The organism is Burkholderia sp. AU30198 (assembly GCF_020419825.1).
Lineage (GTDB): Bacteria > Pseudomonadota > Gammaproteobacteria > Burkholderiales > Burkholderiaceae > Burkholderia.
The window spans coordinates 241,084-258,033 of sequence record NZ_JAIZSA010000010.1; the positions used below are offsets into that span (position 1 = coordinate 241,084).

Sequence of the window (16,950 nt, forward strand, 5' to 3'; positions counted from 1 at the left end):
CTTACACAACGATTCTCCAAGTCCTCCCATGCTCGACATCCAGTTGCTGCGCAAAGACCTCGACGGCGTCGCCCAGCGCCTCGCCGATCGCGGCTACACCCTCGACATCGCCGCGTTCTCCGCTCTCGAAGCGGAACGCCGCGCGATCCAGACCCGCACCGAAGAGCTCCAGGCGCGCCGCAACAGCCTGTCGAAGCAGATCGGCGCGATGAAGGGGAAGGGCGAGGACACGTCGGCCGTGATGGCCGAGGTCGGCGGGATCGGCGACGAAATGAAGGCGGGAGAAGCCAAGCTCGGCGAGATCCAGGCGCGCCTGTCCGACCTGATGCTGGGCATGCCGAACGTCGCGCATGAAAGCGTGCCGGTCGGCAAGGACGAAGCCGACAACGTCGAAGTGCGCCGCTGGGGCACGCCGCGTCAGTTCGATTTCGAAGTGAAGGATCACGTCGACGTCGGCACGCCGCTCGGCCTCGATTTCGAGACTGGCGCGAAGCTCGCCGGCGCGCGCTTCACGATGCTGCGCGGCTCGATCGCGCGCCTGCACCGTGCGCTTGCGCAGTTCATGATCGACACGCACACGCAGCAGCACGGCTATACCGAGACGTATACGCCGTACATCGTGAACCCCGAGATCCTGTACGGCACCGGCCAGCTGCCGAAGTTCGCGGACGACATGTTCCGCGTCGAGAAGGGCGGCGAGGAGAACAAGGTCACGCAATACCTGATCTCCACGTCGGAAATCTCGCTGACGAACACCGTGCGCGAGTCGATCGTCGACGCGTCCGCACTGCCGATCAAGCTGACCGCGCATTCCCCGTGCTTCCGCTCGGAAGCCGGTTCGTACGGCCGCGACACGCGCGGGATGATCCGCCAGCACCAGTTCGACAAGGTCGAGATGGTGCAGGTCGTCGCACCGGAAGCGTCGTACGCGGCGCTCGACGAGATGGTCGGCCATGCGGAAGCGATCCTGCAGAAGCTCGGCCTGCCGTACCGCGTGATCACGCTGTGCACGGGCGACATGGGTTTCTCGGCCGCGAAGACGTTCGACCTCGAGGTGTGGCTGCCTGCGCAGAACACCTATCGCGAGATCTCGAGCTGCTCGAACACCGAGGCGTTCCAGGCGCGCCGGATGCAGGCGCGTTTCCGCAACGCGCAGGGCAAGCCGGAACTCGTGCATACGCTGAACGGTTCGGGTCTTGCAGTTGGCCGCACGCTCGTCGCGGTGCTGGAGAACTACCAGAACGCGGACGGCTCGGTCACGGTGCCGGAAGTGCTGCGTCCGTACATGGGCGGCATCGAGCGCATCGACGCGCCGGCACGGGCGTCGTAAGATCGCGCGCCTGCAAGCCCTTGGCGTTCTCGTAAAAATATTTGCAAAAAGGGGTTGTGGGTTTCGAAGAGATCGTTCTATAATCTTTTCTTTCGCGGAAACGACCAGCCGCGAAATGCAGTAAAGCAGCAAGGAAGGAGAGGTGGCAGAGTGGTCGAATGTACCTGACTCGAAATCAGGCGTACGGTTTCCCCGTACCGTGGGTTCGAATCCCACCCTCTCCGCCAAAATACGAAGCCCCTTGATCCGGAAGGATCAAGGGGTTTTTCGTTTTGGGCTCGCGGTGCGTGTGTCGTGTCGCAAGCCGTTGCCGTTGCCGTTGCCGTTGCCGTTGCCGTTGCCGTTGCCGTGGCAGCAGCTCGACCGTCGACTATACGGATCGTGCTGATGCAGTGGCGCCCACCGCGTGCATGATCGTGCCGCGTCCTCGATACAGCCGCGCTGAATGGCAAACTCCGCGTCGATCGTGTCTCACCACGACCTGCTGTGCAACGGGCAGCTTCGGCAGTTCAGCCGGCCCGAATCGCAGGGGCTCGTGTCGCTGCCGTCGTTCCATGTGATGCTGGCGCTGCTGCGCGCGTATGCGATGCGACACGTCCGCTACGTGTTTCCCGCGTCGGTCGTGCTGAATGCCGTGATGATCATGTCGACACCGACCACGGGTGGCCACTGCCTGTCCGACGTGATCGGGAGGATCGTAGCGTGCTGCCGATCGTCGTCGTGCGCCGCTGGATGGCGGGGCCGCGCAGGGTCGCGAATCGCCCGCAGGCTCGCTTTGAGAACCTCCCTCACACATCGCGCCACCTTGCCGGTTGGGCTGGGTGATGATCAAGTTGCCACGCGTGTTCGCCGAGTTCGAGCGGGCACTGGTCCGCCGGCGGGCGACGATGCAGTCTTTGAAGACGCGTAGTGTCCTTTATACAGGCCACGAAGCCCCGAATACGCCGACGAGCACCACGCGCTATCGCGTCGATCAACACACCTGACCGGTGCGCTCTGCGTAAAGGCGATTTGCAGAGGGGGAGGGGGCAGGCCACACAGCCTGCGCTCCCCGTCCCCGGAGATTCGCGCTGCCAGCAAGCCGCGCTGAACCGCGCGACAAGCGTCACGACTTTATATCAAAGCCGTCGTTCCAAGTTGCTCCGGGAGCAATCGGACTCACCTGACGCTAATCGCTTGGTCCTTCACACTGAATACGATGATTGGCGCGGCGTTTCCACTGGATTATTTCTCGACCGGATTGACTTCCGGGCGCTCCTCGGTCAGCGACGGAAGCGGCGCCGTGATGGGATGAATGCGCTGGCCATTGTCAACGACACTGTCCATTGAGACGAAGGTAATGGTGCTGCCCGGAACGACATAGAACGGTGCCTCGCTACCGCCTTGTTTCAGGTACATCACGTATCCGCGCTCATCGGTGCGGGACCAGGTGGCGGAGTCCCCCGTTGCACCGGGGAGAACGGCGAAGGTGCCCGGATCTCCGCCATTGCTGCTCCAGATGTTGATTGCCACGGACAGCGTATTGGGGGATCTGTTTACGATAATAATCTTGCCAGCAGCCATAGTTTCACCTTTTTGTCTGTTTGGATTGATTGAGTTCCAATTAAAAGATGCGTTTGGCATTTCATGATAATTGGATTGCCCGTTGGTTTGCGGTACATCGATTGGGCAGTTGGATTTTATGTTGAATAAATTAAGATTGATTTACTTTTTATCTATCAATTATTTATTCAGGTTGATTTTGATTGGGGCTGGGGAATCCGGTGCGATGTAATGATTTACATTTTTGGTGTAATAATTTCGATTGAATAATCGGTGGCGTCGATTGTGAAGAGGCATGCTTTGCCGATTAAACGGGAAATCGGATTTTCGTGATCCGCAGGACGGGCACGATGTCCGGCCTCGAACTCGACATACTGCGCTCGTCGATGAACGACAGCAGTCGGCCTATGCGACTGGATGCGTTCGAATCGTTGCGCTGGCCGACCCGACCATTGCCACTACTTCACCGTCGTGGATCGTCACGCCGGCTTCCGATTTCCGCATCTCCTTTGTCACGGAATTATTCGCGCTCGCACTGCTTTTTCGGAAGTCTCGAATCCCGGCCGACATATCCGTGTCGATCACGTCGTGCCTGGCGGTTGCTCGGCATCGAACGTGACGTTGGCATCCTCGTGCGTCACCGACTGCCCGGCGCCGAGTGGTTCAAGCTTGGCGGCGCCACGCGCCGGTTGGTGAAGTAGCCATCTGGAAGTGGCTGCATGCGTTATGCGTTGCGACCGCCCCTGGATGGTGCTGACCGGCTCGACCGCTCGCATTCGCTTTTCGCCGCTTTCTTCAGCTTTAAGCCCGCGCTTTCGGCGCCGTTAACACGAGGCGGCGGCCGGCGCCCGTGCCGGACCGCATCGTTCCCCGTCGATTCAAGGTTCCATGAAGCTGAGCTACAAGATTCCCCTCGCATTCGCCATCGCGCTGCTGCTGATGTTCGGTGGCGCGCTGTACGGTATCCACATTCTCAATCGGTCGATCGATACGTTTGCCGAAGACGTGCAGACGAACGTCGGCGACGAACGGCTCGTGTCGGCCACGCTCGTGCAATTCAAGCTGCAGGTGCAGGAATGGAAGGACACGCTGCTGCGCGGCAAGCAGCCCGACAAGCTCGACCAGTACTGGCAGGCGTTCCAGACGCGTGAGCGGACGGTCGACACGCTTGCCACGCAACTCGTTCACCAGTTGCCGCCCGGCGAGAGCCGCTCGCTCGTCGAGCAGTTCTTGCGCGCGCACACGGCGATGGGCGAGGGTTACCGGCGCGGGTTCGACGCGTTCAAGGCTGCCGGATTCGAACCGTCGGCCGGCGATGCGGCCGTGGCGGGCGTCGACCGCGAACCCGCGGCGCTGCTGGAGCGGGCAGCGAAGTCGATCGCCGACGAGAGTGCCGCCGTGTCGGCGCAGGCGAGCCGCGACGCGCAGCACGCCACCGCCGCGAGCCTCGTGCTGATGCTGGTCGTGCTCGGCGTCGCGATGGTCGGCGCGTTTCTGTTCAGCCGCGCGATCCTGCGTCCGCTCGATCGTGCGGTGGCGTGCGCGCAGGCCGTCGCCGGAGGCGACCTGACGCGCAACGTCGACGCGGCCGGCCGCGACGAGATCGCCGACCTGCTGCGCGCGTTGCAGACGATGCAGGCGAGCCTGTCGGGCGTCGTGCTCGAAGTGCGCACGCATGCCGAAGCCGTCGCGACGGCGAGCGCACAGATCGCGTCGGGCAATCACGACCTGTCGGCGCGTACCGAGGCGCAGGCCGCGTCGCTCGAGGAGACGGCCGCCAGCATGACCGAACTCACGGGCATCGTCCGGCAGTCGGCCGAGCACGCGCAGCATGCGGCGCAACTGGCACGGGACGCGTCGAACATCGCGGCGGCAGGCGGCGGGGTGATGACGGATGCCGTCGGCACGATGAACGGCATCGCCGACAGCTCGGCGAAGGTCGGCGAGATCATCGCGGTGATCGACGGTATCGCGTTTCAGACCAACATCCTCGCGCTGAACGCAGCGGTCGAGGCGGCGCGCGCGGGCGAACAGGGGCGCGGCTTCGCGGTCGTCGCGGCGGAAGTGCGTACGCTTGCGCAGCGCAGCGCCGCCGCCGCGAAGGAGATCAAGGGGCTCATCGAGCAGTCGACGAAGCGGGTCGACGAGGGCGCCGTGCTGATCGGCCGAGCGGGCGAATCGATTCACGAGATCGTCGGCGCGGTGCAGCGCGTCACGACGATCGTCGGCGAGATCTCGTCCGCGTCGCAGGAGCAGAGCGGCGGCATCCAGCAGGTGAACATCGCGGTGACGCAGATGGACGAAGCGACGCAGCGCAACGCGGCGCTCGTCGAGCAGGCCTCGGCCGCGACGCAGGCGCTGGCCGAGCAGGCGAGCGCGCTGCGGCACGCGGTGGCCGTGTTCAGGCTGCCGGAGATGGCGTGACGGCGGCGCCGTCGCGCCGGGCTTCGACGATACCGCGGGCCGGCGTGGCGTCGGTTGTCGGCGGCGTGCCGGCGTCGGCTACCTCCGGCCCGTCCCCCGCAATCAGGTCGCGGCCGGATATTGCGCGAGCACCCGGGCGCGGATCGACGGCTTGATGTTCGATTGCGCCATGTCGCCGCCGTAGTGCGCGATGACGCGCGGATTCATCACGCGATACCAGAGCGGCGGCAGGTACGCGAACAGGATCATCGTCGCGTAGCCGGCCGGCAGTTGCGGCGAATCGTCGAAGTGGCGCAGCGCCTGGTACGAGCGCGTCGGATTCGCGTGATGGTCGGCGTGCCGCTGCAACTGGTACAGGAACAGGTTGGTGACGACGTGATTGCTGTTCCACGAATGCTGCGGCGTGCAGCGTTCGTAGCGGCCGCTCGGCAGCTTGCGGCGGCCCAGCCCGTAGTGCTCGACGTAGTTCACGACTTCGAGCAGCGACGCCCCGTAGACGGCCTGGATCACGAGAAACGGGATCACGACCTTGCCGGCCATCGCGATCGCGATGCCCCACACGACGACGGTCATCGCCCACGCGTGCAGCACCTCGTTGCGCCAGGTCCACGGCGAATGCCCGAGCCGTTCGAGACGGGCCTTCTCGAGCCGCCATGCCGAGCGGATGCTGCCGGTCACGGTGCGCGGCAGGAACGCCCAGAACGATTCGCCGTAGCGCGCGCTAGCCGGATCCTCGGCCGTCGCGACACGCACGTGGTGGCCGCGGTTGTGCTCGACGTAGAAGTGGCCGTAGGCGACCGGCGCGAGCGTGATCTTCGCGAGCCAGCGCTCGAAGCGGTCGGTCTTGTGCCCGAGCTCGTGCGCGGTATTGATCGAGATGCCCGTCGCGGCGCCGAGCGACAGCGCGAAGCCGACGTAGTCGTACCAGGCGAGCGCGTGCGTAGCGACGATCCATACGCACACGAAGAACGCGACGTATTCGACGAAGGTCGCGAGATAGACGATCAGCCGGTAGTAGCGCTCCCGCTCGAGGTGCGGCACGACGGCATCGGGCGGGTTGTCGCGATCGTCGCCGATCAGTGTGTCGAGGATCGGGATCACGCCGAACGCGAACAGCGGGCCGAACCACCAGAACACATGCAGGCCCGTCGACAGCGCGAGCTGGGCGGCGAGGATCGGCAGCGTGATCGTCAGCGCGCCGAGCAGCCACAGGTAACGCTTGCCATCCGACCAGCCCGAAGCCGATCCGTCGGTCATTGCCATTGTCTCCCTCCTGCCGGCCGGCCCGAGGGCGGCCGCCTGTACGGTTGTTCGAATGTTTGTTGGTCCGCGACGCACGCGCGGTTGTACCGGATCGTCACCCGGTTCTGCCTGTTATACGACCCATGCGCACGCTTGCCAAACTCCGGCGCTAGGCGCGTCGCTCCAAACGGAGGGGGGCGTCCGGCGCGGGCAGGGAAGGGGCCGCGCACGCTGATTGAAACATGCGGGGAACGCCCGATCGGCCCGCATGGGTGGCCGGTTCGTCAGACGGATGGCCTGCCGTGACGCGTTCGAGCGTCGACGCTGCGGGTTCGCAACAAATGTTGCGTTGCAATATGCGGAGCGCAGCGAGCACCCGCGACGCGTGCTTTCGGGGTTACAAGTATTACGGACCATTACGGCTTCCGCGATGAAATGCGCAGGCTCCGGCAAGCGACTGCCTCATGCCGCAAGGCGACTGGCGACATGCGTCGAACGAAGCCGTCATGGTTGTCGTCCTGACGCACGCATCGACGTGGCGATGCTGCACCTGCACACCGGCTGGCCGCGAGACCGGCGGCGGCCCCTGCCGCCTTTCAATTCGCGCTGCCATTTGAAAATAACGATTTGACTCATGCCCCGCTTTCGGTTGAAGCTAATAGCTTGCTGTCCGAAGGGGGCTGTGCCTGCATGAGTTCGACCTTGACCGTTCGTCGTATCGTTGCCGACCAGGGCGGCGTGTATCGCGAACTCCGCGCCGCATCGCTGCGCGAGCCCTACGCGCCCGGCGAAGCGCCGGAGGCCGAATTGCTGAACGTCGAAGCGGACGCAGCGTCGGCGATTGCCGCGCAGCGTGCGTTGTCCGACGAATCGACGACTTTCCTGCTGTATACCGAAGGCCATCCGGCCGGCATGATCGGCGCGTATTTCGACAATACGCCCGATCGGCGCGCGTTCGTCAGCGAGCTGTGGGTCGCGCATGCGGTGCGTCATCTGCGCGGCGGCGTGCTGCTGCTGGAGACGGCCACCGCCTGGCTCGCCGAACGTGGCGCCCAGGATGTCTACGCCTGGATTGCCGATGCGAACCGCAACGCGATCCGCTTCTACGAGCGTGCGGGATTCGGCAACACCGGCGAACACGCGCCGATCGCGCGGATGCCGGGCGCGATGAAATCGCTGTACGTGTCGCAGGTGAAGCACTGACGCGACGTCAGGACGCGGGCCGCACGGCGCGATGAAGGTCCGGTCGCCCGCTGCCAGCCCGCCTGCCGGTTGCGCGCCCGCCCCGGGCCGCCGCAACCCGGCTCCCCAAAAATAATGGCCGCGCGCGTGGACGCCTGTAAAATACGCAAAAAATTTTTGCAGAGTGTCCATGTCGCTTAAAAAATCGCCATTCTTCGAGCTGCGCAGCGGATCGGTCGATACGTTGCTGTTCACCGTGAAGACGACCGATCTCGACGCGTTGCGTACCGAACTGGTCAAGCGCTTCGAAGCGACTCCCGAGTTTTTCGCCGACGATGTCGTCGCGATCGACGTCCGCCGCCTGGCGGATGGCGAACGCGTCGCGCTGGCGGACATCCGCCAGATGCTGAACGACGTGCGGATGCGCCCGGTGGGCGTCGTCGCGCTGGCGACGCAGGGCTGGGCGGGGGAAGCCGGCCTGCCGTTGCTCGAGGCGCGCGATCGCCGCGTGCCGACCGCGAAGCACGCCGACGAAGCGGAACCGGCACCGGCGCCCGTCGTCGAAGCCGCAGCCGCTCGGGCAGCCGAACCGGCGCAGGAGCCCGCGCCGACGTTGTTGCAGGCGGGCGGCCAGACGCTCGTGATCGACCGGCCGTTGCGTTCGGGGCAGCAGATTTACGCGAAAGGAGACCTCGTGGTGCTCGCGCCGGTCAGTCACGGTGCGGAGATCATCGCGGAAGGCAACATCCACATCTACGCGCCGTTGCGTGGCCGCGCACTCGCGGGCGTGCACGGCAATCACGATGCGCGCATTTTCTGCACGTGTCTGGAGCCGGAACTGATTTCGATCGCGGGTATCTATCGAACAACCGAGAACCCGTTGCCCGCCGAAGTACTGGGCAAATCGGTGCAGATCCGGCTCGAAGAGGAAAAACTGATGATCGAACCGCTGCGCCTGACGTAATCCACGCGGTGCGCTCCGGATCGATCGGCTCTCATTGACGAACACAGGGTATTGGGTAAATGGCAAAAATCATCGTGGTGACCTCGGGCAAGGGCGGCGTGGGCAAGACGACGACGAGCGCGAGCTTTGCGTCCGGTCTCGCGCTGCGCGGCCACAAGACGGCCGTGATCGACTTCGACGTCGGCCTGCGCAACCTCGATCTCATCATGGGCTGCGAGCGTCGCGTCGTGTATGACCTCGTGAACGTGATCCAGGGCGAAGCGAACCTGAACCAGGCGCTGATCAAGGACAAGAAGTGCGAGAACCTGTTCATCCTGCCGGCGTCGCAGACCCGCGACAAGGATGCGCTGACGCGTGACGGCGTCGAGAAGGTGCTGAACGACCTCGTCGCGATGGACTTCGACTACATCGTCTGCGATTCGCCGGCCGGTATCGAGGCGGGCGCGCTGCACGCGATGTACTTCGCGGACGAAGCGCTGATCGTCACGAACCCGGAAGTGTCGTCGGTGCGCGATTCGGACCGCATTCTCGGCATCCTGTCGTCGAAGACGAAGCGCGGAACCGAAGGCAAGGACCCGATCAAGGAGCACCTGCTGATCACGCGTTACAGCCCGAAGCGCGTCAGCGAAGGCGAGATGCTGTCGCTCGAGGACATCAGCGAGATCCTGCGCATCAAGCTGATCGGCGTGGTGCCCGAGTCGGAAGCGGTGCTGCACGCATCGAACCAGGGCCTGCCGGCCGTGCATATCGATGGCACCGACGTGGCGGAAGCGTACAAGGACGTCGTCGCGCGCTTCCTCGGCGAAGACAAGCCGCTGCGCTTCACCGACTACCAGAAGCCGGGCCTGCTGCAGCGCCTCTTCGGCAGCAAGTAACGGAGGCCGACCATGTCCATCCTTTCGTTTCTCCTCGGCGAGAAGAAGAAGTCCGCATCGGTCGCGAAAGAGCGCCTGCAGCTCATCATCGCGCACGAGCGCGTTGGCGGCCGCCCGCCGGCCGATTACCTGCCGGCGCTGCAGAAGGAGCTGGTCGCGGTCATCTCGAAGTACGTCCATATTTCGAACGATGACATCCGCGTGAGCCTCGAGCGCCAGGACGATCTCGAAGTCCTCGAAGTGAAGATCGAGATCCCGCAAGCCTGACCGTTGCCGGTATCCCTCCGCACGGCGGCACTCGCCGCCGTGCGCGTCTTACGCCCTGTTGCACTTTCGGGCACGCCGTAACACGGCGTCTGTCGGCCGTTATCGTCCCTCCCGCATTGAACGAATACGCTCGCGTAACTTGTTCAACCAGGAGGTTGTGATGGCTGTCTCTATCGTTCAACGTCGTATCGTTTCGCTCGCACTGCTTGCCGCGAGCCTGTCAGCCGTCGTCGCGCCGCTTGCCGCGCATGCGGACGAGATTCTCGTCGGCACGCCCGTGATCGCGCCGCAGGGCCGCGTGGTCGTCGCCGAGCCGGTCGCCGTGCGCACCGAGGAAATCGTCGTCGTCGCGCCGAATGCGCCGCCGCCGGTGCGCTACGAGGTCGTGCCGGCCACGCGCGTGGGCTACGTCTGGGATCGCGGGCACTGGCACTGGGATCACGGCCGCTACGTGTGGATCGGCGGCCACTGGGAAGCCGAGCGCGTCGGCATGCAATGGGTGCCGGGCCATTGGGACCAGCGCGGTCCGAACTGGTTCTGGACCCGTGGCCACTGGGCATGATGGAGGCGAGCGATGAAACGAACCGCAATCGCCATCGCGCTCGTCGCGATCACGCTGGCCGGGTGCATCGTCGTGCCGGCCCGGCCCGTGTACTACCGGCCGGCACCCGTCGTGATCTACTGAGCGTCGCGCGGGCCGGGCTGCGCCGGGCCGTTCGTCCCGGCCGCGGCCGGCTCGTCTTCGTGCGGCGCCGGCGCAGGCACGGCGTTCTCGGCCGGCGCGGCGGTGGACGGCTCGTGGCTGCCTTCGTCACGCAGCGTGTCGAGCGGATCGGCGGGCGCGGCGGTCGCGTCCTGCGGCTCGGTGACGCCGGTTCCCACCGTCGTGCTCGCCGCGGCTGCAGCGGTTGCCGTAGCCGGTTCCGCGGCCGCGACGGGCGGCGCGAGATAGCGCTGGGCGAGCGTTTCGTAGAGCGGCGGCGCGAAAAAGCGCGAAACGCGGCTCGACACCAGGGCGGTGGCCATCAGCGAAATCACGAGCGCGTGGCCGTTGATCATCTCCATCACGATCACGAACGACGTGATCGGCGATTGCGTGACGGCCGCCATGTAGCCGACCATCGCGAGCGCGATCAGCATCGGCAGGCTCATGTTGCTGAACACGATGTGCAGCAGGTTACCGAACCCGGCGCCGATCGACAGCGACGGCGCGAAGATCCCGCCCGGGATGCCCGGCAGGTACGACGCGACCATCGAGATCATCTTCAGGAACGGGTAGAACACCGACAGATGCTGGCTGCCGTCGAGCAGGCCGCGCGCTTCGGCATAGCCGCTGCCGAAGGTCGTGCCGCCCGATACGAGGCCGACGACGGCGATCGCGAAGCCGCACAGCGCGGCAAACGCGATCGGCCGCTCGCGATACAGGCCCAGCAGCTGCGCGGGCAGCCAGCGTCCCGTGTTGAGCAGCAGCCAGCAGAACAGGCCGCCTGCGATCCCCGTCACGATCGCGGTGACCAGCACGGCGAGCGCCAGCAGTTTCGGGAAATGGGGGCCGGCATCGATCGTGCCGAAATACGTGTAGTTGCCGTTCAGGCCGAGCGCGACGACGCCGGCGAGGATGATCGCGGTGATCAGCACGCCGCTGGCACGCGCGGAGAAACTGCGGGTCAGCTCCTCGATCGCGAACACGATCCCGGCGAGCGGCGTATTGAACGCGGCCGACAGCCCGGCCGCCGCGCCGGCCAGTACCAGCTGGCGTTCGATCTGCGCGTTCGAGCGCGGATAGAAGCGCCGCAGGTTGAACATCAGCGCCGCGCCGACCTGCACGGTCGGCCCTTCGCGGCCGATCGTGAAGCCGCCCAGGATGCCGAGGAACGAGACCAGCACCTTGCCGAACAGGATGCGCAGTGTCAGCAGCCGGGAGCCGAACGCGCTCGGGCGCGCGTGCAGCGTCGCGATCACCTGCGGGATGCCGCTGCCCTCGGCGCCGCGGAAGAAGCGGCGCGTGATCCATACCGACACCGCGGCGATGGCCGGCGTCAGCAGCAGCGGCAGCCACACGGCGTGATCGCGCATCGTGCGGAAGGTCTCGTAGCCCCAGTCGATCAGTCGCGCGTAGAGTACGGCGGCGAGACCGACGACGATCGCGCCGAGCCAGAAAACGCCGTACTGGCGCCAGATTCTCACCGAGCGTCGGGTGAGTGCGGGAAACAGGGCGGGAAGGGCAGGGCGTCGCATTGGCACGGGCCGGAAGGCAAAGACATGATTATAAAAAAAGAACCCGGGCGACAATAAGCTCTACAATTCTCGACATATCCAAACGCTTTGTTACAAATGTAATTTAGCCGTAATTCTCAAGCGTCCCCGATCTTATTAGCATGCCGAAATGCACCGCTCCATGTACTTCCCCGCAAACGTGAAACGCATTCTGATCGTGAAAGTGACGTCGCTCGGCGACGTCATCCAGACGCTACCCGTCGTTGCGGATCTCCACCGTGCCTTTCCGGGCGTCGAGGTCGACTGGGCAGTGGACGAGTCGTGTGCCGATATCGTGCGCTGGCACCCGGGCGTCAGCGCCGTGCTGTGCGCGCCGCTGCGCCGCTTCAAGAAGATGAGAAATACCGGTGACCTGAAGGCGATATCGGCGTCGATCGGCGCGTTGCGCCGGCATCGCTACGATGCGGTGATCGACCTGCACGGCGTCTACAAGAGCGCGATCATTGCGGCGCTGGCACGTGCCCGGCGTCGTGTCGGATACCGCACGCCGGATCTCGGCGAAACAGGGGCACGCTTTGCGTATTCGCATCGCTTCGGCCCGAAGCCGGCCTGCGACGCGTGGCACGGCATGCGTGTCAGCGCGGGCGAGGCGCTGGGCTACGCGCCCGAAGGCATTGCGTCGTACGGGATCGTTGCGCCAGACGTATCGTTGCCGCAGATCGTTACCGAAGGCGCACCGTTCATGCTGTTGTTCCACGCCACGTCGAATGCCGACAAGAAATGGCCGGCCGATCATTGGGCCGAACTCGCGACCCGAATGATGGCGCGCGGCTTGCGCGTGCTGTTGCCGTGGGGCTCGCCTGCCGAGCATGGCGACGCGCAGGACATCGCCGCGCGCGCGCCTGGCGCGGTCGTGCTGCCGGCCATGTCACTGGGCGAACTCGCCGCGACGATCAGCCGGGCGGCGCTGGTCGTCGGTGTCGACACGGGGCTGGTGCACCTGGCGCACGCGCTGCGGCGCCCGACGGTGATGATGTTCGTGGCCACTTCGCGTGCCCACTTCGGTATCGGCGGCGCGCCGCATTCGCTGTCGATCGGCGCCGCAGGTGCGCCGCCGAGCATGGCCGACGCACTCGATGCAATCGATGCCGTGGCGCCGGTCTGCGACGTGTTGCCGGTGCAGGCCGTCGCCTGACGGTTGCCGGCGGGCTTACGCCAGTATCGCTTCGATGGTGACGACGGCGGCGATGGCCGCCAGATTCGCGAGCAGCGCCTCGAACACGAGGCCGCGCCACGTCTTCGGCCGGAAGCGCAGCGCGAGCAGCAGCGCGCCACCCAGCGCGAGCGCGAGGATCAGGACCAGATCGGCATTGCCGAGGCGGATGTTCATGGCGGCGGCTCCTTCGGGGCGGGATCCCGGGGGCGCGCAGCGGCGCACCCAGGATCGAGTATAGGCAGCGCCGACTACCGCACAACCCGGGCCGCCCCGGAGTCTCAGACGAGCGATGCGTCGCGCGTTTCGCGCATCAGCAGCACGCCGATCAGGCTGATGGCCGCCGCAACCGACACATAACCGCCGACCCACGACAGCCCGCCGCGCGCCGCCAGCAGTTGCGCGATATACGGCGCGATCGACGCGCCGAGAATCCCGCCGAGGTTGTACGCGACGCCCGCGCCCGTATAGCGGACGTTGGTCGGGAACAGTTCCGGCAGCAGCGCACCCATCGGCGCGAACGTCACGCCCATCAGGAACAGCTCGATCGTCAGGAACAGCGCGACGAGCGGCATCGAGCCGCTGCCGAGCAGCGGCTCCATCGCGAAACCCGACAGCAGCGCGGCGATCGCGCCCACGACGAGCACCGGCTTGCGGCCGAAGCGGTCGGATGCCCACGCGGACAGCGGCGTCGCGAGCCCCATGAACACGACCGCGAAGCACAGCAGGCCGAGGAAGCTCTGGCGCGGAATATGCAGCGCCGACACGCCGTACGACAGCGAAAACACCGTCGAGATGTAGAACAGCGTGTAGCAGACGACCATCGCGAGCGCGCCGAGCAGCGTCGGCTGCCAGTGTTGCGTGATCAGGGTCGCGACCGGCACGCGCACGCGCTCGTTGCGATCGATCGCAGCCTGGAACGCGGGCGTTTCGGTGATCTTGAGCCGCACGTACAGGCCGAGCGCGACCAGCACCGCGCTGACCAGGAACGGGATGCGCCAGCCCCAGCTGCGGAACTGCTCGTCCGACAGCGACAGCGCGAGCGCGAAGAACAGGCCGTTCGACATCAGGAAGCCGACCGACGGCCCGAGCTGCGGGAACATCCCGAACCAGCCGCGCTTGCCCTGCGGCGCGTGTTCGGTCGCGAGCAGCGCGGCACCGCCCCATTCGCCGCCGAGGCCGATCCCCTGGCCGAAGCGCAGTACGCACAGCAGCACCGGTGCGAGCGTGCCGATCGCGTCGTAGCCGGGCACGAAGCCGATTGCGGTGGTGGACACGCCCATCACGAGCAGCGACGCGACGAGCGTCGACTTGCGGCCGATGCGGTCGCCGAAGTGCCCGAACAGGAACGAGCCGATCGGGCGTGCGATGAACGCGATGCCGAACGTGACGAACGCGGACAGCGCCTGTGCGGTCGCGGAGCCGTGCGGGAAGAAGACGGGGCCGATGACGAGCGCGGCGGCCGTTGCGTACACGTAGAAATCGTAGAACTCGATCGCGGTGCCGATGAAGCTCGCGAACACGATGCGCCGGTGGCTGACGGCGCCGGCCGAACCGGTTGCGTGTGCAACCGTCGGGGGGGATGCGGACATGGATGTCTCCGTTTTGTCGTTGGGGCGGTCGGCTGGGCGTGCGGTCGGGCAGGCGGGCGCCTGCCGCGGGCAGCCGAGCGGATGATGCGGTGGCGGCGCGGACGCGCGCCGTGGCGCGGACGTCACTCGCCGGTCGACGATGGAGACGGGTACGTCGCCGCCGCCCGGTGCCGGCGTGGTCGGCTCGCATGCCGGGTGGGGCGCGCGAACGCGCGCGCGGCGTGATGGCCGCGCGATTGCGGAAAATTATAGCCAGCGCCGCCGCGCACCGGCAATCGCGGGGCGGCGGCCGATCAGTCGATCGATTGCGCCTGTGCCGACGCGGTGCTTTGCAACTGGAAGTGGCCGTCGTCGTTGAAGAGCCAGCCTTCCATCAATTCGAGCCGGCCGTTGCCGTCAAGCAGCCGCGACGGTGGCGGCGGCAGCGGCGCCGAGCGGCGCAGCGACGCGAGCGCGAGCGCTTCCGCTTCGCTGTCGCCGTTGCTGCGATAGACGGATGCGTTGACGAGCCGGCCGCTGCCATCGACGGTGAAGGCCACGACGACGAGCGAGCGGAGCATCGCCTGCGGCGTGCCGTGCAGCATGCCGGACGGATTGCGTTCGGCGACACGCTGCGCGACTTCGACGCGGTACTGGTCGAGGCTGCCACTGCGGGTGATCGACGGAATCGTCAGGATCGAGTGTAGCGACGGAGGCGGCGTGATCGTGCATGCCGCGAGCATGGCGACGACGGCCAGCGCAACTGCACGCAGCCGGTCGACGCGCGGACGGGGAAGGGGGCGCATGGGAGGCTAGCCAGAAGTGACTATAAAAAAATGATAGGCGCACGGACGCGAGCCGATATCGGGAGAAACGCATAACGGGCGATGCCGGGTGTTGCGATCGCTGATGACGAAAGGGGCATGCGCTCGCGCGTCGCGATGTGACGTGCCATGTGACAGCGCGCTCGCGCGGCTGCCGCACGTGCGCATCCCGGCGTGCGTGTTGCAAGGTTGAAAGAAAGGCACGACGTGCAAGTGGCACGCACGCATCGGGCGATGATTCCGCCGGGCGCAGCGATCGCGGCAAGCAGCACCGCTGCCGACGCTCGCGCAATCTTCAGCGACCCGTGCCGCCCGCTTCAGAAGCCGTGCGTGACGAGTGACAGGATCGACAGGTCGGGGTGCGTGCCGTCGATGATGCTCTTGCCGATGTGCACGGCTTCGTGGACGGCTTCGTCGAGGCTCGCGAAGCTTTCCTCGCCGTCCGCGTGGAATGGCACCGCGTGGCCGGGCAACGCAGGATTCGCGCCCGGATGGCAGACGTAGCCGGTGTAGGTGTAGCGCGTGTCGCTGCCGGGCACGGCGGCCGGCACGACATGGATCTCGAAGCCTTCGTAATCGACGGGTTCCGTCGGTATCGACAGTTCGGTCATGACGATCTCCGTGTACCGCCCGCAGGGGTGGCGCGCGCGGTATCGAGTACGCGGCGGCGGTCGTGTCGCCGTGTTGATCGAATTCTAGGTGATCGGGCGGCCGGCCGGGAGGCTGCCGGCGCGGTGCGATGCGACGACGGGCGGCTGCCCGTGCCCGCGGCTCAGTTGGCGCGCGAGGCCCGGCGCGAACGCACGTGCCGTTTCGACGGGCGGCGTTGCGCGCGGCGCTGCATCATTGTTTGCAGCGCGCGTCCTTGCGCTGTACGACGATGATCACCGGGTATTTCTGGCCGTGGTCGAGTTCCACGCGTGCCACGACGGTCAGCGTCGCCGGATCGGAATCGTCGTACACGCTGACCTGCTCGTTCCGGAGGTAAGTCACGCCGGTGCAGTTCGACGTGCGTCCGTCGTCGCCCACCTTGCACTGGAGGTCGTTGTCCTTCAGGTAGTTGTAGGGCGACGGGCTCGCGAGGTACTCGCTCAGGCCGCGCGGCGAGCCGCCGACGCCGGTCACGTAGGCGATCGCGCACGACGCTTGCGCGTCGCTGCCGGAGGCGGTGTCGGCCGTCGCCTGCGTGCTGACGGCAACCAGCAGCGCGGCGAGCGACGAGACGATGAAGGGCTTCATGACGTGGGTTTCCCATTTCGCGAATCGGAGCGCCGGATTGTAACGGCATCCGGCGAGGCG

17 protein-coding genes and 1 tRNA gene are annotated in these 16,950 nt (G+C 66.0%); 10 read left to right on the top strand and 8 right to left on the bottom strand.

Annotation, left to right across the window (positions count from 1 at the left end; translation table 11 throughout):
* The first annotated feature begins 28 nt into the window (after positions 1-28).
* The 3 genes from serS (at position 29) to LGN19_RS22740 (ending at position 2,240) form a co-directional block, all read left to right on the top strand.
* Positions 29-1,330, top strand: a complete 1,302-nt coding sequence (gene serS / locus LGN19_RS22730) for a serine--tRNA ligase (protein WP_174941410.1) — start codon at positions 29-31, stop codon at positions 1,328-1,330.
* A gap of 136 nt (positions 1,331-1,466) precedes the next feature.
* Positions 1,467-1,557, top strand: a tRNA-Ser gene (locus LGN19_RS22735).
* Between the two features lie 218 nt (positions 1,558-1,775).
* Positions 1,776-2,240 (top strand): phosphatase PAP2 family protein, encoded by a 465-nt coding sequence (locus LGN19_RS22740; RefSeq protein ID WP_226217218.1) that lies wholly within the window; start codon positions 1,776-1,778, stop codon positions 2,238-2,240.
* Between the two features lie 314 nt (positions 2,241-2,554).
* On the opposite strand, the gene LGN19_RS22745 is transcribed toward LGN19_RS22740, so the two are convergent.
* Positions 2,555-2,893, bottom strand: coding sequence for a hypothetical protein (locus LGN19_RS22745; RefSeq protein WP_122944713.1), 339 nt, complete (start codon positions 2,891-2,893; stop codon positions 2,555-2,557).
* 867 nt (positions 2,894-3,760) lie between these two features.
* Between LGN19_RS22745 and LGN19_RS22750 the strand changes: the two genes are divergently transcribed.
* A complete protein-coding gene (locus LGN19_RS22750; protein ID WP_226217220.1) occupies positions 3,761-5,296 on the top strand; it encodes a methyl-accepting chemotaxis protein in 1,536 nt (511 codons plus the stop codon).
* A 102-nt stretch (positions 5,297-5,398) separates the two neighbouring features.
* On the opposite strand, the gene LGN19_RS22755 is transcribed toward LGN19_RS22750, so the two are convergent.
* Complete coding sequence (locus LGN19_RS22755; protein ID WP_226217222.1) at positions 5,399-6,559, bottom strand: alkane 1-monooxygenase; 1,161 nt, start codon at positions 6,557-6,559, stop codon at positions 5,399-5,401.
* Between the two features lie 669 nt (positions 6,560-7,228).
* Here LGN19_RS22755 and LGN19_RS22760 point away from each other — a divergent pair.
* The 5 genes from LGN19_RS22760 (at position 7,229) to LGN19_RS22780 (ending at position 10,388) form a co-directional block, all read left to right on the top strand.
* Positions 7,229-7,741 carry a GNAT family N-acetyltransferase gene (locus tag LGN19_RS22760; protein WP_164462545.1) on the top strand — a complete coding sequence of 171 codons (513 nt, stop codon included), beginning with the start codon at positions 7,229-7,231 and terminating at the stop codon, positions 7,739-7,741.
* 169 nt (positions 7,742-7,910) lie between these two features.
* The gene (gene minC, locus LGN19_RS22765; RefSeq protein WP_226217224.1) at positions 7,911-8,684 is read left to right on the top strand and encodes a septum site-determining protein MinC; all 774 of its coding nucleotides are present in this window, start codon (positions 7,911-7,913) and stop codon (positions 8,682-8,684) included.
* A gap of 59 nt (positions 8,685-8,743) precedes the next feature.
* Positions 8,744-9,559 carry a septum site-determining protein MinD gene (minD, locus tag LGN19_RS22770; protein WP_122944718.1) on the top strand — a complete coding sequence of 272 codons (816 nt, stop codon included), beginning with the start codon at positions 8,744-8,746 and terminating at the stop codon, positions 9,557-9,559.
* A gap of 12 nt (positions 9,560-9,571) precedes the next feature.
* On the top strand, positions 9,572-9,826 hold the full coding sequence (gene minE / locus LGN19_RS22775) for a cell division topological specificity factor MinE (protein WP_006486661.1): 255 nt from the start codon (positions 9,572-9,574) through the stop codon (positions 9,824-9,826).
* 160 nt (positions 9,827-9,986) lie between these two features.
* Positions 9,987-10,388 carry a YXWGXW repeat-containing protein gene (locus LGN19_RS22780; protein ID WP_122944719.1) on the top strand — a complete coding sequence of 134 codons (402 nt, stop codon included), beginning with the start codon at positions 9,987-9,989 and terminating at the stop codon, positions 10,386-10,388.
* Between the two features lie 116 nt (positions 10,389-10,504).
* On the opposite strand, the gene LGN19_RS22785 is transcribed toward LGN19_RS22780, so the two are convergent.
* Positions 10,505-12,064 carry a chloride channel protein gene (locus LGN19_RS22785; protein WP_226217226.1) on the bottom strand — a complete coding sequence of 520 codons (1,560 nt, stop codon included), beginning with the start codon at positions 12,062-12,064 and terminating at the stop codon, positions 10,505-10,507.
* 178 nt (positions 12,065-12,242) lie between these two features.
* Here LGN19_RS22785 and waaC point away from each other — a divergent pair, with 178 nt between their 5' ends.
* Positions 12,243-13,238 (top strand): lipopolysaccharide heptosyltransferase I, encoded by a 996-nt coding sequence (waaC, locus tag LGN19_RS22790; protein WP_226217255.1) that lies wholly within the window; start codon positions 12,243-12,245, stop codon positions 13,236-13,238.
* Between the two features lie 15 nt (positions 13,239-13,253).
* Here the strand turns inward: waaC and LGN19_RS22795 are convergent, their stop codons facing one another.
* The 5 genes from LGN19_RS22795 to LGN19_RS22815 all read right to left on the bottom strand — a co-directional run bounded on the left by LGN19_RS22795 (position 13,254) and on the right by LGN19_RS22815 (position 16,890).
* Positions 13,254-13,433 (bottom strand): hypothetical protein, encoded by a 180-nt coding sequence (locus LGN19_RS22795; protein WP_122944721.1) that lies wholly within the window; start codon positions 13,431-13,433, stop codon positions 13,254-13,256.
* A gap of 104 nt (positions 13,434-13,537) precedes the next feature.
* Entirely contained in the window at positions 13,538-14,848 is a 1,311-nt protein-coding gene (locus LGN19_RS22800; RefSeq protein ID WP_226217227.1) for an MFS transporter, read from the bottom strand.
* A gap of 293 nt (positions 14,849-15,141) precedes the next feature.
* Positions 15,142-15,633, bottom strand: coding sequence for an energy transducer TonB (locus LGN19_RS22805; RefSeq protein ID WP_174957108.1), 492 nt, complete (start codon positions 15,631-15,633; stop codon positions 15,142-15,144).
* 335 nt (positions 15,634-15,968) lie between these two features.
* Complete coding sequence (locus LGN19_RS22810) at positions 15,969-16,262, bottom strand: hypothetical protein (RefSeq protein WP_089450101.1); 294 nt, start codon at positions 16,260-16,262, stop codon at positions 15,969-15,971.
* A 232-nt stretch (positions 16,263-16,494) separates the two neighbouring features.
* A complete protein-coding gene (locus LGN19_RS22815) occupies positions 16,495-16,890 on the bottom strand; it encodes a hypothetical protein (RefSeq protein WP_043181759.1) in 396 nt (131 codons plus the stop codon).
* Between the last annotated feature and the right edge of the window lie 60 nt (positions 16,891-16,950).

Bases quoted from the DNA above. Each gene is read 5' to 3' on its own strand.
- LGN19_RS22740 (WP_226217218.1), top strand. From the start codon at position 1,776: ATGGCAAACTCCGCGTCGATCGTGTCTCACCACGACCTGCTGTGCAAC.
- LGN19_RS22780 (WP_122944719.1), top strand. From the start codon at position 9,987: ATGGCTGTCTCTATCGTTCAACGTCGTATCGTTTCGCTCGCACTGCTT.
- LGN19_RS22810 (WP_089450101.1), bottom strand. From the start codon at position 16,262: ATGACCGAACTGTCGATACCGACGGAACCCGTCGATTACGAAGGCTTC.
- LGN19_RS22745 (WP_122944713.1), bottom strand. From the start codon at position 2,893: ATGGCTGCTGGCAAGATTATTATCGTAAACAGATCCCCCAATACGCTG.
- LGN19_RS22800 (WP_226217227.1), bottom strand. From the start codon at position 14,848: ATGTCCGCATCCCCCCCGACGGTTGCACACGCAACCGGTTCGGCCGGC.
- LGN19_RS22785 (WP_226217226.1), bottom strand. From the start codon at position 12,064: ATGCGACGCCCTGCCCTTCCCGCCCTGTTTCCCGCACTCACCCGACGC.
- LGN19_RS22750 (WP_226217220.1), top strand. From the start codon at position 3,761: ATGAAGCTGAGCTACAAGATTCCCCTCGCATTCGCCATCGCGCTGCTG.
- LGN19_RS22805 (WP_174957108.1), bottom strand. From the start codon at position 15,633: ATGCGCCCCCTTCCCCGTCCGCGCGTCGACCGGCTGCGTGCAGTTGCG.
- minC (WP_226217224.1), top strand. From the start codon at position 7,911: ATGTCGCTTAAAAAATCGCCATTCTTCGAGCTGCGCAGCGGATCGGTC.
- LGN19_RS22815 (WP_043181759.1), bottom strand. From the start codon at position 16,890: ATGAAGCCCTTCATCGTCTCGTCGCTCGCCGCGCTGCTGGTTGCCGTC.
- minD (WP_122944718.1), top strand. From the start codon at position 8,744: ATGGCAAAAATCATCGTGGTGACCTCGGGCAAGGGCGGCGTGGGCAAG.
- minE (WP_006486661.1), top strand. From the start codon at position 9,572: ATGTCCATCCTTTCGTTTCTCCTCGGCGAGAAGAAGAAGTCCGCATCG.
- LGN19_RS22760 (WP_164462545.1), top strand. From the start codon at position 7,229: ATGAGTTCGACCTTGACCGTTCGTCGTATCGTTGCCGACCAGGGCGGC.
- serS (WP_174941410.1), top strand. From the start codon at position 29: ATGCTCGACATCCAGTTGCTGCGCAAAGACCTCGACGGCGTCGCCCAG.
- LGN19_RS22795 (WP_122944721.1), bottom strand. From the start codon at position 13,433: ATGAACATCCGCCTCGGCAATGCCGATCTGGTCCTGATCCTCGCGCTC.
- LGN19_RS22755 (WP_226217222.1), bottom strand. From the start codon at position 6,559: ATGGCAATGACCGACGGATCGGCTTCGGGCTGGTCGGATGGCAAGCGT.